The sequence below is a fragment of the Streptomyces sp. NPDC006602 genome (assembly GCF_042870385.1).
In the GTDB taxonomy this organism is placed as follows: domain Bacteria; phylum Actinomycetota; class Actinomycetes; order Streptomycetales; family Streptomycetaceae; genus Streptomyces.
The window spans coordinates 364,975-389,509 of the sequence record NZ_JBIAHG010000001.1; the positions used below are offsets into that span (position 1 = coordinate 364,975).

The 24,535-nt window shown below is 71.2% G+C and carries 25 protein-coding genes; 6 read left to right on the plus strand and 19 right to left on the minus strand.

Annotation, left to right across the window (positions count from 1 at the left end; all coding sequences use genetic code 11):
- Positions 1-146: 146 nt before the first annotated feature.
- The 4 genes from ACFYO2_RS01670 to hisI form a co-directional block, all read right to left on the minus strand.
- On the minus strand, positions 147-398 hold the full coding sequence (locus ACFYO2_RS01670; RefSeq protein ID WP_388342555.1) for an HGxxPAAW family protein: 252 nt from the start codon (positions 396-398) through the stop codon (positions 147-149).
- 270 nt (positions 399-668) lie between these two features.
- Positions 669-1,310, minus strand: coding sequence for a TIGR02234 family membrane protein (locus tag ACFYO2_RS01675; protein WP_388342557.1), 642 nt, complete (start codon positions 1,308-1,310; stop codon positions 669-671).
- 51 nt (positions 1,311-1,361) lie between these two features.
- Positions 1,362-2,840, minus strand: coding sequence for an anthranilate synthase component I (locus ACFYO2_RS01680; RefSeq protein ID WP_388342560.1), 1,479 nt, complete (start codon positions 2,838-2,840; stop codon positions 1,362-1,364).
- 11 nt (positions 2,841-2,851) lie between these two features.
- Entirely contained in the window at positions 2,852-3,268 is a 417-nt protein-coding gene (gene hisI / locus ACFYO2_RS01685) for a phosphoribosyl-AMP cyclohydrolase (protein ID WP_388342563.1), read from the minus strand.
- A 75-nt stretch (positions 3,269-3,343) separates the two neighbouring features.
- Here hisI and ACFYO2_RS01690 point away from each other — a divergent pair, with 75 nt between their 5' ends.
- The gene (locus ACFYO2_RS01690; RefSeq protein WP_388342565.1) at positions 3,344-3,979 is read left to right on the plus strand and encodes a TIGR03085 family metal-binding protein; all 636 of its coding nucleotides are present in this window, start codon (positions 3,344-3,346) and stop codon (positions 3,977-3,979) included.
- A gap of 18 nt (positions 3,980-3,997) precedes the next feature.
- Here the strand turns inward: ACFYO2_RS01690 and ACFYO2_RS01695 are convergent, their stop codons facing one another.
- From ACFYO2_RS01695 to hisD, 10 genes are all read right to left on the minus strand, one after another.
- Positions 3,998-5,254: an MFS transporter gene (locus ACFYO2_RS01695; RefSeq protein ID WP_388342568.1), complete on the minus strand. Its 1,257-nt coding sequence runs from the start codon at positions 5,252-5,254 to the stop codon at positions 3,998-4,000.
- A 14-nt stretch (positions 5,255-5,268) separates the two neighbouring features.
- The gene (locus tag ACFYO2_RS01700) at positions 5,269-5,856 is read right to left on the minus strand and encodes an ArsR/SmtB family transcription factor (protein ID WP_388342571.1); all 588 of its coding nucleotides are present in this window, start codon (positions 5,854-5,856) and stop codon (positions 5,269-5,271) included.
- 440 nt (positions 5,857-6,296) lie between these two features.
- Positions 6,297-7,052 (minus strand): imidazole glycerol phosphate synthase subunit HisF, encoded by a 756-nt coding sequence (gene hisF, locus ACFYO2_RS01705; protein ID WP_388342574.1) that lies wholly within the window; start codon positions 7,050-7,052, stop codon positions 6,297-6,299.
- Positions 7,049-7,447, minus strand: coding sequence for a RidA family protein (locus ACFYO2_RS01710; protein ID WP_388342577.1), 399 nt, complete (start codon positions 7,445-7,447; stop codon positions 7,049-7,051). The genes hisF and ACFYO2_RS01710 overlap by 4 nt, the downstream gene beginning before the upstream one ends.
- Entirely contained in the window at positions 7,444-8,184 is a 741-nt protein-coding gene (gene priA, locus ACFYO2_RS01715) for a bifunctional 1-(5-phosphoribosyl)-5-((5-phosphoribosylamino)methylideneamino)imidazole-4-carboxamide isomerase/phosphoribosylanthranilate isomerase PriA (protein ID WP_388342580.1), read from the minus strand. Before priA ends, ACFYO2_RS01710 begins: the two co-directional genes overlap by 4 nt.
- Positions 8,184-8,834 (minus strand): imidazole glycerol phosphate synthase subunit HisH, encoded by a 651-nt coding sequence (gene hisH / locus ACFYO2_RS01720; RefSeq protein WP_388343929.1) that lies wholly within the window; start codon positions 8,832-8,834, stop codon positions 8,184-8,186. The genes priA and hisH overlap by 1 nt, the downstream gene beginning before the upstream one ends.
- On the minus strand, positions 8,825-8,989 hold the full coding sequence (locus ACFYO2_RS01725; protein ID WP_363286482.1) for a hypothetical protein: 165 nt from the start codon (positions 8,987-8,989) through the stop codon (positions 8,825-8,827). The genes hisH and ACFYO2_RS01725 overlap by 10 nt, the downstream gene beginning before the upstream one ends.
- On the minus strand, positions 8,986-9,579 hold the full coding sequence (gene hisB / locus ACFYO2_RS01730; RefSeq protein WP_046261880.1) for an imidazoleglycerol-phosphate dehydratase HisB: 594 nt from the start codon (positions 9,577-9,579) through the stop codon (positions 8,986-8,988). Before hisB ends, ACFYO2_RS01725 begins: the two co-directional genes overlap by 4 nt.
- Positions 9,576-10,685, minus strand: a complete 1,110-nt coding sequence (locus ACFYO2_RS01735) for a histidinol-phosphate transaminase (protein WP_388342584.1) — start codon at positions 10,683-10,685, stop codon at positions 9,576-9,578. Before ACFYO2_RS01735 ends, hisB begins: the two co-directional genes overlap by 4 nt.
- Entirely contained in the window at positions 10,682-12,025 is a 1,344-nt protein-coding gene (gene hisD / locus ACFYO2_RS01740; RefSeq protein WP_388342587.1) for a histidinol dehydrogenase, read from the minus strand. Before hisD ends, ACFYO2_RS01735 begins: the two co-directional genes overlap by 4 nt.
- 170 nt (positions 12,026-12,195) lie before the next feature.
- Here hisD and ACFYO2_RS01745 point away from each other — a divergent pair, with 170 nt between their 5' ends.
- The 4 genes from ACFYO2_RS01745 (at position 12,196) to ybaK (ending at position 16,244) form a co-directional block, all read left to right on the plus strand.
- Positions 12,196-13,773 (plus strand): oxidoreductase, encoded by a 1,578-nt coding sequence (locus tag ACFYO2_RS01745; protein ID WP_388342590.1) that lies wholly within the window; start codon positions 12,196-12,198, stop codon positions 13,771-13,773.
- 130 nt (positions 13,774-13,903) lie between these two features.
- On the plus strand, positions 13,904-14,950 hold the full coding sequence (locus ACFYO2_RS01750; protein ID WP_388342593.1) for a hypothetical protein: 1,047 nt from the start codon (positions 13,904-13,906) through the stop codon (positions 14,948-14,950).
- 11 nt (positions 14,951-14,961) lie between these two features.
- Positions 14,962-15,702 (plus strand): LON peptidase substrate-binding domain-containing protein, encoded by a 741-nt coding sequence (locus ACFYO2_RS01755; RefSeq protein ID WP_388342596.1) that lies wholly within the window; start codon positions 14,962-14,964, stop codon positions 15,700-15,702.
- 38 nt (positions 15,703-15,740) lie between these two features.
- Entirely contained in the window at positions 15,741-16,244 is a 504-nt protein-coding gene (ybaK, locus tag ACFYO2_RS01760; RefSeq protein ID WP_388342599.1) for a Cys-tRNA(Pro) deacylase, read from the plus strand.
- A gap of 153 nt (positions 16,245-16,397) precedes the next feature.
- On the opposite strand, the gene ACFYO2_RS01765 is transcribed toward ybaK, so the two are convergent.
- From ACFYO2_RS01765 to ACFYO2_RS01780, 4 genes are all read right to left on the minus strand, one after another.
- Positions 16,398-17,102: an AAA family ATPase gene (locus tag ACFYO2_RS01765; protein WP_388342601.1), complete on the minus strand. Its 705-nt coding sequence runs from the start codon at positions 17,100-17,102 to the stop codon at positions 16,398-16,400.
- A gap of 34 nt (positions 17,103-17,136) precedes the next feature.
- Positions 17,137-17,958 carry an ABC transporter permease gene (locus tag ACFYO2_RS01770; protein ID WP_388342603.1) on the minus strand — a complete coding sequence of 274 codons (822 nt, stop codon included), beginning with the start codon at positions 17,956-17,958 and terminating at the stop codon, positions 17,137-17,139.
- Positions 17,959-18,052: 94 nt separating this feature from the next.
- Positions 18,053-19,027, minus strand: coding sequence for an ABC transporter ATP-binding protein (locus ACFYO2_RS01775; protein WP_388343932.1), 975 nt, complete (start codon positions 19,025-19,027; stop codon positions 18,053-18,055).
- Between the two features lie 123 nt (positions 19,028-19,150).
- Complete coding sequence (locus tag ACFYO2_RS01780; protein WP_388342606.1) at positions 19,151-20,377, minus strand: NYN domain-containing protein; 1,227 nt, start codon at positions 20,375-20,377, stop codon at positions 19,151-19,153.
- A 224-nt stretch (positions 20,378-20,601) separates the two neighbouring features.
- Here ACFYO2_RS01780 and ACFYO2_RS01785 point away from each other — a divergent pair, with 224 nt between their 5' ends.
- On the plus strand, positions 20,602-20,766 hold the full coding sequence (locus ACFYO2_RS01785) for a hypothetical protein (RefSeq protein WP_388342608.1): 165 nt from the start codon (positions 20,602-20,604) through the stop codon (positions 20,764-20,766).
- Between the two features lie 113 nt (positions 20,767-20,879).
- Here the strand turns inward: ACFYO2_RS01785 and dnaE are convergent, their stop codons facing one another.
- On the minus strand, positions 20,880-24,419 hold the full coding sequence (gene dnaE / locus ACFYO2_RS01790) for a DNA polymerase III subunit alpha (RefSeq protein WP_388342610.1): 3,540 nt from the start codon (positions 24,417-24,419) through the stop codon (positions 20,880-20,882).
- Between the last annotated feature and the right edge of the window lie 116 nt (positions 24,420-24,535).

Here is a 24,535-nt window from a genome sequence, read left to right on the forward strand (position 1 = left end):
GGCGTCGCTCGGCGCTGGGCCCGCCCTTCGGCGGGTGGTGGGGGGGGGGGGGCGGGGGCGGGCGCGGGGGGGGGGGGGGGCGGCGGCCGGGGGGCCGGCCCCCCCCCCCCCCCCCCCCCCCCCCCCCTCCACGAAGTCCCGCAGGATCAGCTCTCGACGCTCTCCGGCTCGCGCTTCTCCGCCCTCTCGTGCACCGGGTGGTTGCTCTTCGGCTGACCCATGCCCATCATCCGCATGATCCAGCCGACCACGCCACCGAGGACCACGATCACCAAACCGCCCCAGAAGCCCGCCGGCTCGGCCAGCACCATGAAGGCGCCGGAGACGGTGAAACCGATGAAGGCGATGATGACACCGGTCCAGGCGGCCGGGGTGTGACCGTGGCTGCTGCCCGCCATGACTTGCTCCTCGTTGCTGTGTACGTGTCTGAGCCGGACGCTCTGGGTCCCATTGTTCCGCACGCGCACGTGCCGGGTGCCCGGGGGTCGCCCCTCGCGCGTCGAGGGCCGATGGGACGGAGGGCCGAAGGACCGGCACCTGACAAAGGGGCGTCGGCCGCACCCCCCAGGGGCGCGGGGAACTGCGCGAGCAGCCCCCACCCACCCGCACCCGGCACATCACCGAAACCCCATCCCCATAGCCGCCTTGACCGCGCGACCGCCGGAGGCCTACGCGCCGGTCGGGTCCTCGCCGCGGTCGAGGGCCTTCCAGATGTCCTCGGGACGGTCGGGGTCGACGGCGGGCGCCTGGCGGCGGGGACGGGGGGCGCCGGTGCGCTCGTAGCGGCCGGACATCGCGGGCCACAGGCGGCCGTAGCGCAGGGCGAGCAGTCCGGCCAGGAGGAGCAGGACGCCGCCGGCGGCCGCGACGTACGGCCAGGCGGTGTGGGAGAGCGTGTCGACGGTGGCCGAGGTGTCGCCGGAGGCCCTCGCGGCCTGCTCGTCGAGCGCGGAGCTGTCGTTGACGCCGAGAAGGGCCGCCGCGACGGTGCCGGCGCCGGACAGCGCGAGCACGGCGGCGACCAGCAAGCGGCCGGCCCGGCGGACGGCGAAGACGGCGACGAGCGCGGCGAGGCCGACTATGGCCAGGGATGCGGGCACGCCCGTGACGTCGCTCCCTTTGGCGGTCAGCGGGAAGCTGCCGCCGGCCACCGTCGCGGTGCCCTCCGACCACTGCTGCCGGGTGGCGAGCAACGCCACGGCCGCGCCGAGCGCCCCGCTGAGCAGGGCCACGGCAAGACTCCGGCGGCCGGCCCGGGCGGGTCCTGCGGCTTCGGAACGGGGGTCAGGTACGGCAGTCACGTACCCCACTATCGCCCCAACCCCGGGCGAACCGTCACCCGGGGCTGCGTGACACCCGTCCTATTTTCCGAGCCGGTTGGCCGTGTGGACCGCGCGCAGGACCGCCGCCGCCTTGTTGCGGCACTCCTGGTCCTCGGCGACCGGGTCGGAGTCGGCGACGATGCCGGCGCCCGCCTGGACGTACGCCGTGCCGCCCCGCAGCAGGGCCGTACGGATGGCGATGGCGGTGTCGGAGTCGCCGGCGAAGTCCAGGTAGCCCACGCAGCCGCCGTACAGGCCGCGTCGGGAGGGTTCCAGTTCGTCGATGATCTGCATGGCACGGGGCTTGGGGGCACCGGAGAGGGTGCCCGCCGGGAAGCAGGCCGTCAGGACGTCGAAGGCCGAACGGCCCGCGGCGATCTTGCCGGTGACGGTCGAGACGATGTGCATGACGTGCGAGTAGCGCTCGACGGACATGAAGTCGACGACCTCGACCGAGCCCGGCTCGCAGACGCGTCCGAGGTCGTTGCGGCCCAGGTCGACCAGCATGAGGTGCTCGGCGCGCTCCTTGGGGTCGGCGAGCAGCTCGTCGGCGAGGGCCTGGTCCTCCTGCGGGGTGGCCCCGCGGTGCCGGGTGCCGGCGATGGGGTGGACCATGGCCTGCCCGTCCTCGACCTTGACCAGGGCCTCGGGGGAGGAGCCGACGACGTCGAAGCCGTCGAAACGGAACAGGTACATGTACGGGGAGGGGTTGGTGGCCCGCAGCACCCGGTACACGTCCAACGCGCTTGCCGTGCACGGCGTTTCGAAGCGCTGCGAGGGCACGACCTGGAAGGCCTCGCCGGCGCGGATGCGCTCCTTGATGTCCTCGACGGCCTCCTGGAAGTCGGGGCCGCCCCACAGGGCGGTGTACTCGGGGAGTTCGGAGGGGGGCAGGACGGCCGGGGGCTGGGCGACCGGCCGCGACAGGTCCGCCTCCATGGCGTCCAGGCGGGCCACCGCGTCCGCGTAGGCCTCGTCGACGCCCGTGTCGAGGTCGTTGTGGTTGATCGCGTTGGCGATCAGCAGGACGGAGCCCTGCCAGTGGTCCATCACGGCGAGGTCGCTGGTGAGGAGCATGGTCAGCTCGGGCAGCTTCAGGTCGTCGCGCTCGCCGGGGCCGATCTTCTCCAGGCGGCGCACGATGTCGTAGCCGAGGTAGCCGACCATGCCGCCGGTGAAGGGCGGCATGCCCTCCTGGTGGGGGGTGTGCAGGGCCTCGATGGTGGCGCGCAGGGCGGCGAGGGGGTCGCCGTCGACGGGGACGCCGACGGGCGGTGTGCCCAGCCAGTGGGCCTGCCCGTCGCGCGCGGTGAGGGTGGCCGCGGACCGGACGCCGACGAAGGAGTACCGGGACCACGAGCGGCCGTTCTCGGCGGACTCCAGCAGGAAGGTGCCGGGGCGCTCGGCGGCGAGCTTGCGGTAGAGCCCGACCGGCGTGTCGCCGTCGGCGAGGAGCTTGCGGGTGACCGGGATGACACGGCGGTCCGTGGCCAGCTTGCGGAACGTCTCGAGGTCCATGGCGGCTGACCTTACTGATCCAGGGCGGCCACGCCGGAATCGGCGCCGCCCTCGACGGCCTTGAGGACATCCTCGTCGAAGCAGGTGCGCGCGCCGGTGTGGCAGGCGGCGCCGACCTGGTCGACCTTGACGAGCACGGTGTCCGCGTCGCAGTCCAGGGCGACGGACTTGACCCATTGGAAGTGGCCGGAGGTGTCGCCCTTGACCCAGTACTCCCGGCGGCTGCGCGACCAGTAGGTGCAGCGGCCGGTGGTGAGCGTGCGGTGCAGCGCCTCGTCGTCCATCCAGCCGAGCATCAGCACCTCCCCGGTGTCGTACTGCTGGGCGATGGCGGGCAGGAGCCCGTCGGCGCTGCGCTTGAGACGCGCGGCGATCTCGGGGTCGAGTTGGCTGGGCCGGCGGGGCGTGCTGCTGCTCATGGATGCCATTGTGCCGCCCGCCACTGACAGTCACCGTGGGGTGTCCACTGTGCGGACCGCGGGCACAGCCGTAGGCTGACTGTCATGTCGACTTTCGCCAAGCGTGAACGACTTCTCCTCGCCGACCTGTTGGAGGCCGCGGGCCCGGAGGCCCCGACCCTGTGCGAGGGCTGGCTCACCCGTGACCTGGCCGCGCACGTGGTGGTGCGCGAGCGCCGCCCCGACGCCGCCGGCGGCATACTGATCAAGCAGCTCGGGCCCCGCCTGGAGAAGGTGATGGACGAGTTCGCGGCGAAGCCGTACGAGGAGCTGATCCAGCTGATCCGGACCGGCCCGCCACGGTTCTCGCCCTTCTCCCTCAAGCAGATCGACGAGGCTTCGAACACCATCGAGTTCTACGTCCACACCGAGGACGTCCGCCGCGCCCAGCCGGACTGGTCGCCGCGCGAGCTCGACCCGGTCTTCCAGGACGCCCTGTGGTCGCGCCTGGAGCGCACCGCCCGTCTGATGGGCCGCACCGTTCCGACGGGCCTGGTGCTGCGCCGCCCGGACGGCCAGACGGCGGTCGCCCACCGGGGCACGCCGGTCGTCACGGTGACCGGCGAGCCGTCGGAGCTGCTGCTGTTCCTCTACGGCCGCCAGAACGAGGCCAAGGTCGACCTGGACGGCGACAAGGAGGCCATCGACAAGCTGCACGGGTCGAAGCAGCTCGGCATCTGAGCAGGGGCGGACGGGGCCTCAGCGGGGCAGTTCCGCGCGCCGCAGGTCCCGAACGGACAGGGCGACAACCCCGCCGAGCCCGCAGACCACGGCGCTGACGACGAAGACCGGACCGGTCCCCCAGGCGCCGATGGCCGCGGCGGACAGCGGCATGCTCAGCGGGGCGAAGCCGAGGCTCACCAGGCCGGAGACGGCGGTGACCCGGCCCAGATAGGCGGGGGCGGCCTGGGTCTGCAGCAGGGCGCCGCACATGGCGCCGCTGAGTCCGGCGAGCAGCCCGATCAGCAGGGCCACCCCGACGGCCGCGAGGACGCCCGGGACGAAGGCGAGGGCGCCGATCGCGACCGAGCCCGCGAGGATGGTGTACGCCGCGACCTGCCCGGCGTGCGGCAGGCGCCCGCGCACGGTCAGCAGCAGGGAGGCGGCGCCCGCGCCGGTGCCGAACCCGGCGAGCACCCAGCCCATGCCGGAGGCGCCCCAGCCGCGCTCGTCGGCGAGCAGGGTCAGGCCGACGTTGAGCGGGCCGACGAAGCCGAGGTCGCCGAGGGCGATGGCCAGCATCAGCGGGGCGAGCACGCGGTGCCGGCATATGTAGCGCAGTCCGGCCACCAGGTCGCGCCAGGCGGTGTCACCGCGGGCGGCCGCCTGGTCGTCCGGGGGCAGTTCCCGCAGCCGTACGGAGACCAGCAGCGGCACCGACACCGCGATCAGCAGGCCCGCCAGCCCGAAGGCCGCCGCCGCGCCGCCGACCGCCACCGCGAGACCGCCGAGCGGGGCGCCGACGACGCTCGCGACGCGGATCCCGAGGCCCCGCATACCCTGCACGCGCGCGAGTTGGTCGCGGCTCGTCACGCGCGCGGGGAGGGCACCCACGGCCGGCATGAACACGGCGTCGACGGTGCCGAAGACCAGGGCGAGCAGGGCCAGCGGCCACAGTCCGGGGTTGGTGAGGAACAGCAGCGCCGCCACCGCGAGCGCGGCCGCGCAGCGCACCGCGTCACTGCCGATGACGACCCTGCGCGGCCCGAACCGGTCGGCGATCACTCCCCCGCCCAGCATCAGCAGGGCCCGCGGCACGGCACTCACCGCCATGACCACACCGGCCTGCGAGGGTGTTCCGGCCTGTACGGCCGCCCAGGACAGGGCGATGTAGTAGACGCTGTCGCCGATCATCGAGGCGGTGTAGGCGGCGAGCCAGCGCAGCACGTTGGCGTCGCGGTGGGCGGGGGGCGCGGGGGCGAGCCGCTCGGGTATGCCGGGCGCGGTGGTGGTCACGGGGGTGGCCTCTCTCAGACGCGGAACGGGAACCCGTACACGTGCAGCGCGACGTTCTCGCGTCCTTCGGTGTCGCCGGCGGCCTCGGCGGCCCGGCCCTTCTCGTCGTACTTCTTGGCGAGGGCGAGCAACTCCTCGCCGAGCTCGGCGAGTTCGGCGGGCGTCAGCCGCAGCAGGGACTCGTTGTCGGGAGCGGCGGAGTTCCATTCGGGGCCCCAGGTGGGGCGTTCGTCGAGGTATCGCCGGTACATGTCGGTGCGCTGCTCGTGGAAGAGGCGGGTGGCCGACAGATGGGCGGCCGCCTTCTCGGGGGCGTCCCGGAAGTCCTTGTCGCGGATCATGAGACCTTCCGAGGCGGGCTGCCACCATCGCTCCCGGCCGTCCCCGCTCTGCGGCTCGGCCTCCTCGATCAGCCCGCGCTCAGCGAGCTTGCGCAGGTGGTAGCTGACCAGCGAGACGGCCTCGTCGACCTGGTCGGCGAGCTGGGAAGCGGTCGCCGTGCGGGCCACGTAGAGCGCTCGGTACAGCTTCATGCGCAGCGGATGAGCCAGCGCCTTGAGCGTGTCCATGTCCGTGATGGGGCGGTTCCCCTTGGCCGTCATGCAGGTCACCGTAAACACGAAAGGAAAGTTGCGCAATTAATATTGCGCAACTTTCCTTTCGCGAGCGTCGGGGATCAGCGCGGAGCCGTCAAGGGACCAGCGCGGAGCCGTCAGGGGCCCGACCGCCTTCACCGCGACCCTGATCGGACGCCGACCGCCGTAGCCGAGCGGGACTTCCCGGATGCGCACGACAGTCGTGCGGGCGGGATCCGCGCCTGCCGCGACGGCTCGGGCGGCCGCGGTCTCCCGTCGCCCCGCACGATCCCGACGCCCTGGCCCGGCAGCTGCTCACGGCGCTGGACGGCGTCATCGTCCACTCCTCGCTCGGAGTGAACCGGGGCATCGTGGACGTCCGCCGGACCGTCGCCCGCTTCGCCGAGAGCGCACTCGGCCTCGAACGGGACGCCCTGGCCTCGGCGTTCGACGACTGACCACGCGACCTAGCGGACCGGGTGCCCCGCCCCCCGCAGCGTCTCCTTCACCTCGCCGATCCGCAGATCCCCGAAGTGGAAGACGGACGCGGCGAGTACGGCGTCCGCGCCCGCGGCGATGGCCGGCGGGAAGTCGGCGAGCCGCCCCGCTCCCCCGCTGGCGATGAGCGGCACGGTCACGTGCTTGCGGACAGCCTCGATCATCTCGATGTCGTAGCCGTCCTTCGTGCCGTCCGCGTCCATCGAGTTGAGCAGGATTTCGCCCGCGCCCAACTCGGCGGCCTGGTGCGCCCATTCGACGGCGTCGATGCCGGTGCCCTTGCGGCCGCCGTGGGTCGTCACCTCGAAGGACCCGCTCTCGGTCCGGCGCGCGTCGACCGACAGCACCAGCACCTGCCGGCCGAAGCGCTCGGCGATCTCGCGGATGAGGTCGGGACGGGCGATGGCCGCCGTGTTGACGCCCACCTTGTCGGCGCCCGCGCGCAGCAGCTTGTCCACGTCCTCGGCCGCACGGACGCCGCCGCCGACCGTCAGCGGGATGAAGACCTGCTCGGCGGTGCGGCGCACCACGTCGTACGTCGTCTCGCGGTTGCCCGACGAGGCGGTGATGTCCAGGAACGTCAGCTCGTCGGCGCCCTCGGCGTCGTACACCTTGGCCATCTCGACGGGGTCGCCCGCGTCGCGCAGGTTCTGGAAGTTGACGCCCTTGACGACCCGGCCGTTGTCCACGTCCAGGCAGGGGATGACTCGGACCGCCAGGGTCATGACGTGTCTGCTCCTCGGTACGCCTCCACCTCGACCTCGACGACCAGGCTGGGGTCCACGAAGCCGGAGACGATGATCATGGATGCTGCGGGCCGGACATCGTCGAACAGCTCCTTGTGAGCGCGTCCGACGTCGTCCACGTCCCGGGCATGGGTGATGTACATGCGCGTCCGCACGACGTCCTCGCGGCCGAGACCCAGCTGCCCGAGCGCCGCGAACGCGACGTTGAAGGCGTTGACCGTCTGCTCGTGGGGGTCGCCCCCGGCGATCTGGCCGTCCACTATCGACGTGCAGCCGGAGACGAGCACCAGGCCGTTCGGCAGTTCCACCGCCCGGGAGTACCCGAAGGTCTCCTCCCATGGCGCGCCGGTCGTGACGCGTCGCAGATCGCTCACCGGTCTACCGCCTCCAGAGCCTCTTCGAGAGTGAACGCCTTCGCGTACAGGGCCTTCCCGACGATGGCGCCCTCGACACCGAGGGGGACCAGTTCGGCGATGGCCCGCAGGTCGTCCAGCGACGACACGCCACCGGAGGCCACGACCGGCCGGTCGGTCGCCGCGCAGACGTTCTTCAACAGCTCCAGGTTCGGGCCCTGCAGCGTGCCGTCCTTGGCGATGTCCGTCACCACGTACCGCGCGCAGCCCTCCTTGTCGAGGCGCTCCAGGGTCTCGTAGAGGTCGCCCCCGTCGCTGGTCCAGCCGCGCCCGCGCAGGGTCGTGCCGCGTACGTCGAGCCCGACCGCGATCCTGTCGCCGTACTCGGAGATGACCTTGGCGACCCACTCCGGGGTCTCCAGGGCAGCCGTGCCGAGGTTCACCCGGGTGCAGCCGGTGGCCAGGGCGGCGGCGAGCGTGGCGTCGTCGCGGATGCCGCCGGAGAGCTCGACCTTGACCTCCATCGCCTTGGCGATCTCGCCGATCACGGCCCGGTTGTCGCCGGTGCCGAACGCGGCGTCCAGGTCGACCAGGTGCAGCCACTCGGCGCCCGAGCGCTGCCAGGCGAGGGCGGCATCGAGGGGGGAGCCGTACGAGGTCTCCGAGCCGGACTCGCCGTGGACGAGCCGGACCGCCTGGCCGTCACGGACGTCCACGGCGGGCAGGAGTTCGAGCCGTCCTGAGGGGTGGGAAGACATCAGAGGGTTCCGATCCAGTTGTTCAGCAGCTGCGCTCCGGCGTCGCCGGACTTCTCGGGGTGGAACTGCGTGGCCCACAGGGCGCCGTTCTCCACGGCGGCCACGAACGGCTTGCCGTGGGTCGACCAGGTGACCTTGGGGGCCCGGATCGCCGCGTTGTGCGTCTGCAGGCTCCAGTCGTGGACGGCGTAGGAGTGCACGAAGTAGAAGCGCGCGTCCGCGTCCAGCCCGGCGAAGAGCTGCGAGTCGGCGGGCGCGTCGACGGTGTTCCAGCCCATGTGGGGCACGATCTCGGCCTGCAGCGGCTCGACCGAGCCGGGCCACTCGTCCAGGCCCTCGGTCTCCACTCCGTGCTCGATGCCGCGCGCGAAGAGGATCTGCATGCCGACGCAGATGCCCATCACCGGGCGCCCGCCGGACAGGCGACGGTCGACGATCCAGTCGCCGCGCGCCTCCTTCAGGCCCTGCATGCAGGCGGCGAAGGCGCCGACGCCCGGCACCAGCAGGCCGTCCGCGTTCATGGCCCGGTCGAAGTCACGCGTTATCTCCACGTCGGCTCCCGCGCGCGCGAGGGCGCGCTCGGCGGAGCGGACGTTGCCGAAGCCGTAGTCGAAGACGACGACGCTTTTCGAACCTGCGCTCAATTCCAGACCTCCAGCCTCATGACACCGGCGACGAGACACATCGCGGCGGCGATCGAGAGCAGCACGATGAGGTTCTTCGGCATCTGCTGCTTGACGAAGGAGTAGATCCCTCCGAGCAGGAAGAGGCCGACGACGATGAGGATGCTCGAGAGCCCGGTCACAGCGCGCCCTTCGTGGACGGGAGAATGCCGGCCGCGCGCGGGTCGCGCTCGGACGCGTACCGCAGCGCCCGGGCCAGCGCCTTGAACTGGCACTCCACGATGTGGTGGGCGTTGCGGCCGTAGGGCACGTGCACGTGCAGGGCGATCTGCGCCTGGGCGACGAAGGACTCCAGAATGTGCCGGGTCATCGTGGTGTCGTACTCGCCGATCATCGGCGCCATCTTCTCGGGCTCGGTGTGCACGAGGTAGGGGCGGCCGGACAGGTCGACGGTGACCTGGGCGAGCGACTCGTCCAGCGGGACCGTGCAGTTGCCGAAGCGGTAGATGCCCACCTTGTCGCCGAGCGCCTGCTTGAAGGCGGCGCCCAGCGCGAGGGCGCTGTCCTCGATGGTGTGGTGCGAGTCGATGTGCAGGTCGCCCTCGGTCTTCACGGTCAGGTCGAACAGACCGTGGCGGCCGAGCTGGTCGAGCATGTGGTCGTAGAAACCGACCCCTGTCGACACATCGACCTTGCCGGACCCGTCGAGATCGATCTCGACGAGGACAGAGGTCTCCTTGGTCACCCGTTCCACACGTCCAACGCGGCTCATGCGCTCTGCTCCTTCTTCAACTCACGGACCGCGTCGAGGAACGCGTCGTTCTCTTCGGGGGTTCCGGCGGTCACCCGCAGCCAGCCGGGTACGCCGTTGTCCCGGACCAGGACGCCCCGGTCGAGGATCTGCTGCCACACCACATGGGCGTCGTCGAACCGCCCGAACTGTACGAAGTTGGCATCCGAGGCTGTCACCTCGTAGCCGATCGCCAGCAGTTCGGAGACCAGCCGGTCCCGCTCGGCCTTCAGCTGCTCGACATAGCCGAGCAGCGTCTCGGTGTGCTCCAGGGCGGCCAGCGCGGTCGCCTGCGTGACCGCAGACAGGTGGTACGGCAGCCGTACGAGCTGGACGGCGTCCACGACCGCCGGGTGGGCGGCGAGGTAGCCGAGGCGCAGGCCCGCCGCGCCGAACGCCTTGGACATCGTCCGCGAGACGACGAGGTTCGGCCGGCCCTCGATGAGCGGCAGCAGCGAGGCGCCGTGGCTGAACTCGATGTACGCCTCGTCGACCACGACCATCGACGGCCCCGCGGCCTGCGCGGCCTCGTACAGTGCGAGGACCGTCTCCGGCGGGACGGCGGTGCCCGTGGGGTTGTTGGGGGTGGTGACGAAGACGACGTCCGGCCGGTGCTCGGCGATCGCCTTCTCGGCGGCGGCGAGGTCGATCGTGAAGTCCTCGCCCCGCGGACCGGAGATCCAGCCCGTGCCCGTCCCGCGCGCGATGAGGCCGTGCATCGAGTACGACGGCTCGAAGCCGATCGCCGTACGGCCCGGTCCGCCGAAGGTCTGCAGCAGCTGCTGGATGACCTCGTTGGAGCCGTTGGCCGCCCAGACGTTGGCCAGGCCGACCTCGTGACCGGACGTGTCCGTCAGGTACTTGGCGAGCTGCGTGCGCAGCTCCACCGCGTCCCGGTCCGGGTAGCGGTTGAGGTTCCGGGCGGCCTCGCGGACGCGCTCGGCGATCCGCTCGACCAGCGGCTCGGGCAGCGGGTAGGGGTTCTCGTTGGTGTTCAGCCGTACAGGGACGTCCAACTGGGGCGCGCCATAAGGGGACTTGCCGCGCAGTTCGTCCCGTACGGGGAGGTCGTCGATGTGGAAGCTCACTTGTTCTCAGGCACCTTCCACCCGAACCTCGCCTTGATCGCCGCCCCGTGTGCCGGCAGGTCCTCGGCCTCCGCCAGCGTCACCACGTGGTGTGCCACGTCGGCCAGCGCGTCCTTCGTGTAGTCGACGATGTGGATGCCGCGCAGGAAGGACTGGACGGACAGGCCGGAGGAGTGGCAGGCGCAGCCGCCGGTCGGGAGCACGTGGTTGGACCCGGCCGCGTAGTCGCCGAGCGACACGGGCGCCCAGGGGCCGACGAAGATCGCGCCCGCGTTTCGGACCCGGTCGGCCACCGCGACGGCATCGGCCGTCTGGATCTCCAGGTGTTCCGCGCCGTACGCGTCGACCACCCTGAGGCCCTCATCGACGCCGTCGACCAGCACGATCGCGGACTGCCTGCCCTTGAGGGCCGGCACGATCCGGTCCTCGACGTGCTTGCTGGCCGCGACCTGCGGCTCCAGTTCCTTCTCCACCGCGTCCGCGAGCTCGACGGAGTCGGTGACCAGGACGGCGGCCGCCAGCGGGTCGTGCTCGGCCTGGCTGATCAGGTCGGCGGCGACGTGCACCGGGTCGGCCGTCTCGTCCGCGAGGATCGCGATCTCCGTCGGCCCAGCCTCGGCGTCGATGCCGATCTTGCCGGTGAAGTAGCGCTTGGCGGCGGCGACCCAGATGTTGCCGGGGCCGGTGACCATGCTGGCGGGCGGGCAGGACTCGGTGCCGTACGCGAACATCGCGACGGCGGTCGCCCCGCCGGCCGCGTACACCTCGTCGACGCCGAGCAGCGCGCACGCGGCGAGGATCGTCGGGTGCGGCAGGCCGCCGGCTGGGTCATTTTCAAAAGCGGGGGCCTGCGCCGGGGAGGCAAGGGCGATCGACTCGACGCCGGCCTCCTGCGCGGGCACCACGTTCATGATCACGGAGGAGGGGTAGACGGACCGCCCGCCGGGCGCGTACAGCCCGACCCGATCGACCGGCACCCACTTCTCGGTGACGGAACCGCCGGACACGACCTGGGTCGTGTGCGTCGTACGGCGCTGCTCTCGGTGGACGAGACGGGCGCGGCGGATGGACTCCTCCAGGGCCGCGCGCACGGCCGGATCGAGTTCCTCCAGAGCCCGGGTGAGTGCCGCGGCGGGCACCCGCACCTGGTCGAGCCTGACCCCGTCGAACTTCTCGGCGAAGTCGATCAGCGCCGCGTCTCCCCGATGATGCACGGCCTCGCAGATCGGACGCACCTTCTCGAGGGCGGCCGAGACGTCGAAGTCGGCTCGGGGCAGCAGGTCGCGCAGAGCGGGGCCCTCGGGAAGGGCGTCGCCGCGCAGATCGATTCGGGAGATCACGTCGTCAATTCTCTCAGACCGGGATCGGGCGTCGTTCGCGTGTATCAATGGCTGATACAGAGCGTGGTCGGAACCCGGAAGATCCGCTTCACGTGCGGTGTTCCGGGCGTCACCCAGCGGGCATGAACAGTCGGACGAACCTACGAGTAGATGAGGGGGATGGAAGACACGTGACCGAAGGGGCCGGCATCCGGGACGGAGACGTGCCGGACGATCTGACCGCCGCCGAGGCCGGAATGTGGCAGGCCTTCCGCAACGGCAGCGTGTACGACCTGAGCACCGGCGACACCGTCGTCGACGATCCGCACGGCGGGCATCCCTGGGGTCCCGAGCGGACCGTGCGGGCGCGCATCGTGTGCTGGCTGCTCCTGGACGGACCGCCCGCCCTCGCGGGCCGCGTGTCGTCCCTGAAGCTCGTCGGGGTGCAGATCGGCGGCATCCTGGACCTCGCGGGCGGCACGGTGGTGCCGTACGTCGAGATGCGCGGCTGCCGCTTCGAGCGGGAGGTCCTGCTGCCGGAGGCCCACTTCACGACCGTACGGATGGTGGACTGCTCGGTGCCGCGCCTGGAGGCGGCCCGGGTGCACACCGAGGGCGACCTGCATCTGCCGCGTTGCCGCTTCCAGAACGGCATACGACTCACCGACGCGCAGATCGGCACGGATCTGCTGCTCAACCAGGCGATCGTGTACCGCGACCGCAGCGGACGCTCGATCGCCGCGGACGGCATGACCGTCGGCCAGGACCTGCAGGCCGAGATGCTGGAGTCGCACGGCGAGTTCAGCCTGCGCAGCGCCAAGATCGGCGTTTCGCTGAGTCTGCGCGGCGCCCGTCTGGTCAATCCCTACTCGCGGCTCGCCCTGAACGCCCCGCAGCTGACCGTGGAGCGCTCGCTGTATCTGACGCCGGCGGGCGTCGGCAGCGCCCTGCTCAGCGGCACGACACCCGCGCGCGGGACGCGCATCCAGCGGTTCGAGTGCCAAGGCGGGCTGCGCCTCGACGACGGGCGGTTCGGGGACGCGGTCGACCTGGAGCGGGCCCGGTTCACCTTCACCGACGAGCAGGAGCTGTCGCTGCGCCGCGTGCAGACGTCCGAGCTGCGTTTCCTCGGGGAGCGGCCGGCGCGCGGCACGGTCGTGCTGTCGGGGGCGCGGGTCGTCAACCTGATGGACCGGGCGGACGCCTGGCCGGGCCCGGGCCGGCTGCACATGGGCGGCTTCAGCTACGAGAACCTGGTGCCGCGGGGTCCGTTTCCGCTGATCGAGCGGCTGGATTGGGTGGCGGCGGCGACCGCCGAGTACAACCCGGAGCCGTACGAGCGGCTGGCCACCGTGCTGCGGACCGGCGGCGAGGACGAGGACGCCCGCGAGGTGCTGCTCGCCAAGCAGCGCCGCCGCCGCGAGAGCCTGCCCATCGCCGCCAAGCTCTGGGGATACGTGCAGGACTGGACGGTCGCCTACGGATACCGGCCGGGCCGGGCCGCCGTATGGATGGCGGTGCTGTGGGCGGCGAGCTCGGTCGCCTTCACGCACGCCGCCCATCCACCGCTCAAGAGCGGCGAGCACCCGCCGTGGAACCCCGCCCTGTTCGCCCTCGACCTGCTCCTGCCGGTCATCGACCTGGGGCAGGTCGGGTTCTGGCAGCTGAGCGGCGGCTGGCAGTGGCTGGCCGCCGCGATCATCCTGCTGGGCTGGATCCTGGCGACGACGGTGGCGGCGGGGGCCACCCGGCTGCTGCGGCGCAGCTAGAGGGGGTTGTGGGGCTGGTGGTGCACGAGTTGTTGAACGGTCAGCTTTTTGCGTTCCCTTGACCGTGCCGCATACAACTTTCCATGAGTTGCCCGTTCACGCTGGCGCTCCATTGACCAGCGGTCTTTCAATGGTCGACACCATGGCTCTGCTGCCCCCCTTCATCCGCTCGTCCCGGATGCCCCGGAAGCCCTCACGCCCCGTCGGTGAACTCCCCGCCGACGACGAGGTATTTCTCGACGCGCCCGACGACCGCCTCGGCCCCGCACTGGTCGCCGCCGCGCACGGCGCGTACCGGCCCGCCGCCGATCTGCTCGCCGCCACCCGCACCGGCGCCGCCTGGGAGAACCGCGATCGCTACGCGCGAAGACTCGCGGCCTTCGCCCGCTCGCGCGACGAGTGGTACGAGGAGTGGCGTACGGCCGCCCCGCACGACCCCGACGCACTGCTGATCGGAGCCCAGCTGGTGCTGGAGCGCGCCTGGCAGTCACCGGCACGGGCGGAGCTGCTGCGTCAGGCGACCCCCTTGATCACGGCTGCCGCACACGGCGACGACCGCGACCCGGTGCCGTGGCGGATCGCGCTGGACCACGCGCGCGGCGCGGGGGCCGGGCACAAGTACTTCCAGGAGCTGTGGGCGGCGGCGGTCCGCCGCGCCCCGCACCACTACGGCTGCCATGTGGCGGCCCTGCGCTACCTCGCCGCCTCCTGGCACGGCTCCCACCACGCGTGCTTCGACTTCGCCGACCGGGCCGCGCAGGACGCTCCGGCCGGCTCCCTCGTCCAGGCGCTCCCGGCACGGGCGGCCTTCTCCTACCTGACCGACGGCTGCGGTCCCGAGGTGCCGCGCGAGCGGCTGGACGCGGCGGCCGACCGGGCGGCCGCGCTCTCCGCCCGATTCCCCGCGGCCGATCCGTGGCCCGCCGAGATCCGCAACAAGTTGATGTACGTGCTGGTACGGCTGGAGCGCTGGACGGACGCCGCGGAGCAACTGCGCCTCATCGGCCCGTACGCCACCTCCTTCCCCTGGGCCCGGTTCTCGGACGACCCGCTCGGCCGGTTCCTGGAGATCCGCGACGAGATCCGCAACGAGGTCGGTGGCGAGGTCGGCCCGAACCCGGCTCCCCGCCATCCACGGAGTGAGCACGGCGAACGCGCCCACTCCGGCGACCATTAGGCTTTTGCGTCGTGACCACCGTCCGGCTCCCGCTCTTCCCCCTGAACTCCGTGCTGCTACCGGGGCTCGTGCTTCCGCTGAACATCTTCGAGGAGCGGTATCGCGCCATGATGCGCGAGTTGCTGAAGACACCCGAGGACGAACCGCGCCGGTTCGCCGTCGTGGCGATCCGCGACGGCCACGAGGTGGCACCGAGCTCACCCGGCCTGCCGGACCAGACCGCCGTACCCGAGCACGGCCCCGCGGCCGGCTTCGGCGACGACCCGGTCAAGGCGTTCCACGGGGTCGGCTGCATCGCGGACGCCGCGACGGTCCGAGAACGGGCCGACGGCACCTTCGAGGTACTGGCGACGGGTACGTCCCGGGTGCGGCTGCTGTCGGTCGACGCCTCGGGTCCGTTCCTGACGGCGGAACTGGAGGAGCTGCCGGAGGATCAGGGCGAGGAGGCGGGGGCGCTGGCGGAGGGCGTGCTGCGGGCGTTCCGCCAGTACCAGAAGCGACTGGCGGGCGCGCGTGAGCGCTCCCTGTCCACGGGGGCGGACCTGCCGGACGAACCGTCGGTGGTCTCGTATCTCGTGGCCGCCGCGATGATGCTGGACATCCCGACCAAGCAACGCCTGCTGCAGGCCCCGGACACCGCGTCCCGGCTGCGCGACGAACTGGAACTCCTTCGCAGGGAGACGGCGATCATCCGTAATCTGCCGTCGTTGCCCGCGGCGGAACTGACGCGCGGCCCGACGAGTCTCAACTGACGTATTCACCACTGGGGAACAGGCGGGATCAGGCCTCGATGGCGAAGAAGGCGAAGAAGCAGCAGCAGTCCGGGGGCACTCCCGCGACGGTGGCCCTGACCGCCGCGGGAGTGCCGTACACGGTCCACTCCTACGACCATGACCCCGCCCACCCCTCCTACGGCGAGGAGGCGGCCGAGGCGATGGGCGTCTCGCCGGAGCGGGTCTTCAAGACGCTGGTCGCGGATGTCGACGGCGCCCTGACCGTCGCGGTCGTCCCGGTGGCCGGCCAGCTGGACCTCAAGGCGCTCGCGGCGGCGGTCGGCGGCAAGCGCGCCGCGATGGCCGACCCGGCGCTCGCCGAACGCACCACGGGCTATGTCCGCGGCGGCATCTCCCCGCTCGGCCAGCGCAAGAGGCTGCCCACGGTCCTGGACGAGTCGGCCTCCGCCCACCCGACGATCTGCGTCTCGGCGGGTCGCCGCGGCCTGGAGGTCGAACTGGCCCCCGGCGACCTGGCGGGGCTCACGGAAGCCGTGGTGGCCCCCATCGGGCGGGCCTGACCTCTCGACGCGGGTCTGTTCCCCGGTCAAGCACGAGAGACATGTCGAAGAAGACCCGCACACACACGCGGCACACCAAGAAGGGCCGCTCCAACCACGGAACCATGCCCGCCCAGGACGGCCTGGTTCCGCCGAACCGGGCCCAGCCGATCGTCACGCCTGCGGGGCCCCGTACCCGTCCTTCGGTACCGGATCCTGCGGGTGGGCGTACGGGTCCGGATCGCGGGGTCCGAACAGGGCCGTCAGCCCCAGATGCACCACCAGCGCGGCCAGCGACCACGCCAGCAACGCCCCCTTCGCCCCGAGCTTCAACGGCGCCGAGAACGTGACGCCCTTGCCCACGTCCTTGGCGTGCGCGAGCACGTCCTGCGCCGGCCCCAGCCACACCCCGAGCCGCCATGCCAGCACCGATCCGAGCAGCCCGCCGACGGTGAGCGCCACGACCAGCGGCACTCCGCCGCGCCTGCGCACGAGGAACACGGCGAGCGCGCTCACCACGCCGAAGGCCAACGCGAGCAGAGTGAACGTTCCGTCGACACCGACCGCCTGCTCGCCCTCGGTGTCCTTGAGGAAGACGACCCAGCTGCCCTGCTCGTCCACGCCGCCGACCAGCGGCACGTGCGGCGCCAGCCACCACCACAGCAGTCCGAGCAGCACCCCGCAGAGCGCCACCGCGACCGTGACGACGGCGGCCTCCCGCACTTCGGTCTTCATCCCGGGACCGTCCTGTCCGTACGAACCGTGCGCACCGTACTCGGCATCGGGCGCGGCAGCCGCGTACCCGGGAGGCGCGGACTGCCACACGTTGTGCGAGGAGTGTTCGTGCGGCGGCGGAGGAGGAGTCAACGGTGCGGTCACCCTGACATCGTGCCAGGCCCGCCTGAGCGACGCGTCATCGGACGGCCGCCCGGCGGTAGGCCCAGGTGGCGACGGCCAGCGAGACGACGCCGACGCCGGCGCACACGGCGAGGTCACCGAGCACGAACGCCCAGTCGGGGTGCGGCCCGAAGGTCCGCGCGAAGGCCTCGACGCCGTACGTCGACGGCAGCAGGTCCCGGGCGAACCGTACGGCTTCCGGCATCCGGTCCGCCGGCAGCACCCCGAGCAGCAGCGCCGCGGACATGCCCAGCTGCCCGAGCAGCGTGGCCAGTTCCGGCCGCGGCGCGAGCAGTCCGAGAGCGGCCCCGAGCCCGGCGAGCGCGGCACCCGCGAGCGGGATCACGGCGACGAGGATCCACAGGTGCGTCAGGGGAAGCCCGAACAGCACGGACCCGAACACCGCGGTCACCACGGTCCCCGGCACGGTGAAGGACGCGTACGCGCCCGCCGCCCCCAGCACCACGGCCGCCGGCGGCACGGGCAGCGTCGCGTAGTGGTCGAGACCGCCGCCGGCGCGCAGCTGGCCGAAGTACTGGGCGAGCAGATTGAGCGCGACGAAGGCCACGACGAGCACCGACGAGCCGGCGACGACCGCCTGCGCCTCGCCCCCGCCGTCCACGACCCCGCGCATCAGGATCATGATGCCGATCGACTGGAAGGTCGCCACGAACAGCAGCGGGATACGCGCCACCCGCGCACGGGACAGCTGCGCCCGGTACACGGCCCCGAGCGCCGGCCACAGCCGGGCACGCGGCCCGAGCTCGGCCGCTTCCCGGACCGTCTCCTGCACGGCCAGGACGCTGCCCGGCAGAGCCTCGGCGGGTACGACACTCACGTCGCGCGGCTCCCCTCTCTCGGTTTCACTCCGGCAGTCGTCGTGTTCCGTACGGATGCGGCGGTCACGGTGCTCAAGCCCGCGGTCGGTCGGCTCACGCCTTCACCAGCCCCTGTCGTGCGGCGCCGCCCAGCGCCAGGTACACGTCCTCCAGGCTCGGCGTGGTCAGCGTGAAGTCGTCGAGCGCGGCGAACGCGGACCCGCCGGTGACGGTGGCGACCACCGTACGGGCCTCCTCCGGGGCGAGCCGCAGCGTCCAGCGGCGTCCGGACTCCACGGCCCGGTCGCGCAGCGCGGCCACCTCGGGGACGTGCAGCGGGGCGGACTCGCGCCACACCAGGTCGACCCGCACCTCGCCGGCGACCTGCTCCTTGAGACCGGTGGGGGTGTCGCAGGCGATCACCCGTCCCCGGTCGAGCACGGCGACCCGGTCGAGGACGGTCTCGGCCTCGATGACGTTGTGGGTGACGAGCAGGACGGTCGTGCCGTACTCGGCCCGGCGCCGGTCCACGGCGCCCCACACGGCGCGCCGCGCCACGGGGTCCATGCCGCTGGTCGGCTCGTCGAGGACGAGGAACGGCCGCTCCCCCACCAGCGCGGCGGCGAAGCAGGCGAGGCGGCGCTGCCCACCGGACAGCTTCCTGAGCGGCCGCCCGGCGATGGGTGTCAGGCCCAGCTCGTCGAGTACGGCGTCGCGCTCGGCGCGTGCCTGTGCCGCCTCCAGCCCGCGCAGCCGTCCGGTGGTCTCGGCGGCGAGCGACACGGTCAGATCGTCGAGGGCGGTGGACTCCTGCCCGAGGTAGGCGAGGATCCGCGAGGCCCGCTCCGGATGGCGCACGATGTCGTGCCCGAGGATCTCGACGCTGCCGCGGTCGGGCCGCATCAGCCCGGTCAGCTGTCGTACGAGGGTGGTCTTCCCTGCCCCGTTCGGCCCCAGGAGGCCGAAGATCTCACCCCGCCGGATGTCCAGCCGTACGTCCTCGGTGGCCCTCACCTCGGGCGTCGCCGGAACGCCGCGCCGTCCGCGTACCGCCGGATAGGTCTTGCTCAGCTCGCGCACCGCGCACACGACATCGTCACCGTGCCGAAGTGCCTGTGCCGCGCGCGTACTCACAAGGGACGAGACTACGGGGTCCACCGCCCCGCTCCGCTCCCGGGTCGCCCCAAAACGGCACATCCGATGGTAAGGATCTCATTCACCCGCGGGCGCGTGCTCGGCGGCCGTCCGCACATCGATCTCCCGCCAGAACCCGGCCCGGATGGCATAGCGGTCGTGCTCGTCGATCTGGTCGTCCTTGTGGGCGAGCAGCCCGAACCGGGCGGCGTAGCGCAGCAGCTCCCCGTCGATCCGGTGCGGGATCCGCGGGTACATCCCGGACAGCTTCTGCAGATGGCCCGGGTCCCCGAGCCGCTCCATCCAACGCCGCGCGAACACCTGCCCGACCTCGAAGGGGTCGCCGCCGACGGTCGTGATGTCCTCCTCCCGGTCGGCCCACCGCTGCTCCGCGGTGGTCAGCTGGGCCAGCGTCGGCATCGAGGCGACCTCGGGGGGCTCGGCCGCGCCGCCGGGCCGGTCGACCCACCCCTTGTCGGAGGACCAGCGCAAGGTCGCGGTCGGCGGGGGCTGTGGGGGCTGGACGCCGGGGGCACGCAGCGCGGCCAGGTCCTTCGGCGTGGGTACCCCTGCCTTGGGCGCGGTCGCGGGCACCCGCTCCTGCGTGCCGTTCTCCGAGACGGTGGCCGCCGGAGCGCGCTCCTCCTCTGCCTGCCGCTCGGCCGCCGCGGCGTGCGAGGACTCGGGCAGCGGAGCGGAGAGGATCGCGGCGATCTCGGGCCGCGGCACGGGCGGCGGCGCGCAGATCCCGCCGAGATCCTTGGCGCGCACGGCCTTGGTGATCCACGTCCGGTCGAGCACACGGCGCTCGTCGGCCTCGGCGACCAGGTCCTCGGACTGGTTGTAGTCCCCGTCGGCGGCCTGCACGGCCCACAGGTGTACGGCGACGCCGTGCTCCTTGGCCGCCATCATGCCCGGCAGCAGATCGCCGTCGCCGGTCACCAGGACGATGTCGGAACAGGCGCGGTTGCGGGCCAGCTCGGTCAGCTCGGCGTGCATCGCGGCGTCCACGCCCTTCTGGGCCCAGCGTCCGTCGCTGCGGGTCAGGGCGCCGAGCCGGACGGTGACCCGGGGCATCACGCGCAGTCTGCGGTGCTCGGGCTGCGGGACGCGGTCGGGGGCGCCGTCGAACCAGTAGATGCGCAGCAGGGGCCGTTCCGTGTCGGACTCGGCGCGTTCGCGCAGGCCCTGGATGAGGGCGGTGTGGTCGACGGTGATGCGGGACCGCGAGGGCTCCCCGGCGAGGAGACTGGCGGCGGCCCCCAGCAGATACCCGGCGTCCACCAGGACGATGCAGCGGTCCACGCGATCCACCCTCTTTCCGGGAGGTTTGCTTCGGGCTTCCTTCGAGTCTGCCCGACCGTGCGGGGGTTAACGGCCCGAACTCGATCTTCGGCGTGGCGTTTCGGGGCCCCGCTCCCCGACAAGCCCTGTCACAGACGGTAATTATCCGACATGCGCTCTTCGTCAGCCTATGTGAATCTGATCCCGGCCCTGGCCCCTAGATCCCCCACAGGAGGCAGATCACCATGGCCAAGAACAAGAATCGTGAACGCAAGCAGTCACAGTCCGAGCGCGGTCAGCAGACGGCCGAGCAGCCGTCGATGGAGACGCCCAGCGAGCACCGCACCACGCAGGTGACTCCCGGCGACATGGCCCACAAAGGGCGCCAGAAGCGCTTCGGTCACAACTGACATCTTCACAACGGGCTGTTGAAGCCCAGGCACACACCGAGGGGCGCACCCGATTGCGGGCGCGCCCCTCGCGTACGTCAGTTGCCCGGCCGGTCGGCCGCTCGGGCGGGCGGTCAGCCGGCCAGGCAGGACGGGCCGAGCAGCACCTTCAGATCACCGAAGAGCGCCGGGTCCGGCTTCACGCGATGCCGGTCGAGGCGCAGCACGGTCGTCTTGCGCGGGCCCTGGAGCTTGATCCGGACCTCGCTCTCGCCCTTGTGGTGGCTGAGGATCTCACCGAGGCGGCTCACCATCGGCGGGGTGACCCGGGTGGCCGGGATGGTGAGGATCACGGGCGCGTTGGCGCCCGCGTTCGACAGGTCCGGCACCTGGAGCTCCATCGCGACGAGGCGGGGCACGTCCTCCCGCTTGTCCAGGCGTCCCTTGACGAACACCACGGCGTCCTCGACGAGTTGGGTCGAGACGAGTTGGTAGGTCGCCGGGAAGAACATGCACTCGATGGAGCCGGCCAGGTCCTCGACGGTGGCGATCGCCCAGGCGTTGCCCTGCTTGGTCATCTTGCGCTGGAGGCCGGAGATGATGCCGCCGATGGTGACGATCGAGCCGTCCGAGTAGTCACCTCCGGTGAGCTGTCCGATGCCGGCGTCGGCCTTGTCGGACAGGACGTGCTCCAGGCCGAAGAGGGGGTGGTCGGAGACGTACAGGCCGAGCATCTCCCGCTCCTGCGCGAGGAGATAGGTCTTCTCCCACTCGTCGGTCGTGAACTCGACGTCGAGCCCGAAGCCCGGCTCGCTGCTGTCCTCCTCGCCCATCCCGCCGAAGAGGTCGAACTGGCCCTCGGCCTCCTTGCGCTTGACCGCGACCACGTTGTCGATCATCGGCTCGTACTGCGCGGTGAGGCCCTTGCGGGTGTGCCCCATGGTGTCGAACGCGCCCGCCTTGATCAGCGATTCGGTGGTGCGCTTGTTGCAGGCGGCGGCCTCGACCTTGTCGAGGTAGTCGGGGAAGGAGGCGAACTTCCCCTTGGCCTTGCGGCTGCGGATGATCGACTCGACGACGTTCGTGCCGACGTTGCGGACGGCGGACAGGCCGAAGAGGATCACGTCGTCGCCCTGCGCGGCGAAGTTCTGCTCGGACTCGTTGACGTTGGGCGGCAGCACCCTGATGCCCATGCGCCGGCACTCGTTCAGGTAGACCGCCGACTTGTCCTTGTCGTCCTTCACCGAGGTGAGCAGCGCCGCCATGTACTCGGCCGGGTAGTTCGCCTTGAGATACGCAGTCCAGTAGGTGACCAGGCCGTACGCCGATGAGTGCGCCTTGTTGAAGGCGTATCCGGCGAACGGGACCAGGACGTCCCACAGGGCCTGGATGGCTTCGTCGCTGTAGCCGTTCTTCTTGGCGCCGGCCTGGAAGATGGTGAAGTTCTTCGCCAGTTCCTCGGGCTTCTTCTTGCCCATCACGCGGCGCAGGATGTCGGCCTCGCCGAGCGAGTAACCGGCGATGATCTGCGCGGCCTTCTGCACCTGCTCCTGGTACACGATCAGGCCGTAGGTCAGGCCGAGCGTCTCCTTCAGGGGCGCTTCGAGCTCCGGGTGGATCGGCGTGATCTCCTGGCGGCCGTTCTTGCGCTCCGCGTAGTTGATGTGCGAGTTCATGCCCATCGGGCCCGGCCGGTACAGGGCCGAGACGGCGGAAATGTCCTCGAAGTTGTCGGGCTGCATCTGGCGGAGCAGCGAGCGCATCGGGCCGCCGTCGAACTGGAAGACACCGAGCGTGTCACCGCGGCAGAGCAGTTCGAAGGTCTTCGGGTCGTCCAGCGGGAGCGAGAGCATCTCCAGGTCGACGCCCTTGTTGGCCTTCACCATCTTGATGGCGTCGTCCATGATCGTCAGGTTGCGCAGGCCCAGGAAGTCCATCTTCAGCAGGCCCAGCGACTCGCACTGGGGGTAGTCCCACTGTGTGATGGTCACGCCGTCCGTGTGCCGCACCCAGATCGGGGCGTGGTCGACGATGGGCTCGCTGGACATGATCACGCCGGCCGCGTGCACACCCATCTGCCGGACCAGGCCCTCGACGCCCTTGGCGGTGTCGATGACCTTCTTCACATCCGGCTCGTTCTCGTACATCGACCGGATCTCGCCCGCCTCGCTGTAGCGCGGGTGCGAGGGGTCGGTGATGCCGTTGAGATCGATGCCCTTGCCCAGGACGTCGGCGGGCATCGCCTTGGTGAGGCGGTCGCCCATCGCGTACGGGTAGCCCAGCACGCGCGCGGAGTCCTTGATGGCGTTCTTCGCCTTGATCTTGCCGTACGTGCCGATCATGGCGACCTTGTCGGCGCCGTACTTCTCGGTCACGTACCTGATCACCTCGACGCGCCGACGCTCGTCGAAGTCGATGTCGACATCGGGCATGGAGACACGCTCGGGGTTGAGGAACCGCTCGAAGATCAGCCCGTGCTCGATCGGGTCGAGGTCGGTGATGCCCATCGCGTACGCGACGATCGAGCCGGCCGCGGAGCCTCGGCCGGGGCCGACCGCGATGCCGTTGTTCTTGGCCCACATGATGAAGTCGGCGACGACGAGGAAGTAGCCCGGGAACCCCATCTGGATGATGACGTCCATCTCGTACTCGGCCTGCTTCTGCCGGTCATCGGGGACGCCGCCCGGGTAGCGGCGCTCCATGCCGCGGCGGACCTCCTCCTGGAACCAGGTGACCTCGGTGTAACCCTCGGGGATGTCGAACTTGGGCATGAGGTCGCGCTTCTCGAACATGCCCGTGGTGTCGATCTGCTCGGCCACCAGCAGCGTGTTGCGGCAGCCCTCCTGCCAGGCGTCCGAGGAGTCGATGGCGTACATCTCGTCCGTCGACTTCAGGTAGTAGCCGGTGCCGTCGAAGCGGAAGCGGTCCGGGTCGGAGAGGTTCTTGCCGGTCTGGATGCACAGCAGCGCGTCGTGCGCGGTCGCCTCGTGCGCGTACGTGTAGTGCGAGTCGTTCGTCACCAGCGGCGGGATGCCGAGCTTCTTGCCGATCTCCAACAGGCCGTCGCGGACCCGGCGCTCGATCTCGATGCCGTGGTCCATCAGCTCCAGGAAGTACCGGTCCTTGCCGAAGATGTCCTGGTACTCGGCGGCAGCCTTGAGGGCCTCTTCCTCCTGCCCGAGGCGGAGGCGGGTCTGCAGCTCCCCGGAGGGACACCCGGTGGAGGCGATCAGCCCCTCCGACCACTGGGAGATGGTCTCCTTGTCCATCCGGGGCCACTTCTGCAGCCAGCCCTCCGCGTACGCGTCCGAGGACAGCTTGAAGAGGTTGTGCAGGCCGGTCGCGTTCGCCGCCCAGATAGTCTTGTGGGTGTACCCACCCGAACCGGACACGTCGTCCCGCTTCTGGTGCGGCTGACCCCACTGGATCTTGCGCTTGTTGCGCCGCGACTCGGGCGCCACATACGCCTCGATCCCGATGATCGGCGTGACCCCGGCCTTCTGCGCGGTGTGGAAGAAGTCGTACGCCCCGTGCAGGTTGCCGTGGTCGGACATGGCGATGTGCGTCATGCCCATCTCGTTGCACGCGTTGAACATGTCCTTCAGCCGCGCGGCACCGTCCAGCAGCGAGTACTGGGTGTGGACGTGCAGGTGCGTGAACGGCGGCTTTGACACGGTTTCGGCCTCCAAGTGAACGGGTGCGGCGCGTAGCGCCTCGTTGAGGGGCGGTGGTCGGGTGACGGGCGGGCGGGCGTCGACGGATGTCCGACCGGCTGCGAACAGTCTGGGGG

Excerpts from the sequence above, each read along its gene's own strand:
- hisI (WP_388342563.1), bottom strand. The coding sequence starts at position 3,268 with ATGGCATCCATGAGCAGCAGCACGCCCCGCCGGCCCAGCCAACTCGAC.
- hisF (WP_388342574.1), bottom strand. The coding sequence starts at position 7,052 with ATGACCCTGGCGGTCCGAGTCATCCCCTGCCTGGACGTGGACAACGGC.
- ACFYO2_RS01690 (WP_388342565.1), top strand. The coding sequence starts at position 3,344 with ATGTCGACTTTCGCCAAGCGTGAACGACTTCTCCTCGCCGACCTGTTG.
- ACFYO2_RS01670 (WP_388342555.1), bottom strand. The coding sequence starts at position 398 with ATGGCGGGCAGCAGCCACGGTCACACCCCGGCCGCCTGGACCGGTGTC.
- hisB (WP_046261880.1), bottom strand. The coding sequence starts at position 9,579 with ATGAGCCGCGTTGGACGTGTGGAACGGGTGACCAAGGAGACCTCTGTC.
- priA (WP_388342580.1), bottom strand. The coding sequence starts at position 8,184 with ATGTCTTCCCACCCCTCAGGACGGCTCGAACTCCTGCCCGCCGTGGAC.
- ACFYO2_RS01750 (WP_388342593.1), top strand. The coding sequence starts at position 13,904 with ATGGTCGACACCATGGCTCTGCTGCCCCCCTTCATCCGCTCGTCCCGG.
- ybaK (WP_388342599.1), top strand. The coding sequence starts at position 15,741 with ATGGCGAAGAAGGCGAAGAAGCAGCAGCAGTCCGGGGGCACTCCCGCG.
- ACFYO2_RS01700 (WP_388342571.1), bottom strand. The coding sequence starts at position 5,856 with ATGACGGCCAAGGGGAACCGCCCCATCACGGACATGGACACGCTCAAG.
- ACFYO2_RS01785 (WP_388342608.1), top strand. The coding sequence starts at position 20,602 with ATGGCCAAGAACAAGAATCGTGAACGCAAGCAGTCACAGTCCGAGCGC.
- ACFYO2_RS01680 (WP_388342560.1), bottom strand. The coding sequence starts at position 2,840 with ATGGACCTCGAGACGTTCCGCAAGCTGGCCACGGACCGCCGTGTCATC.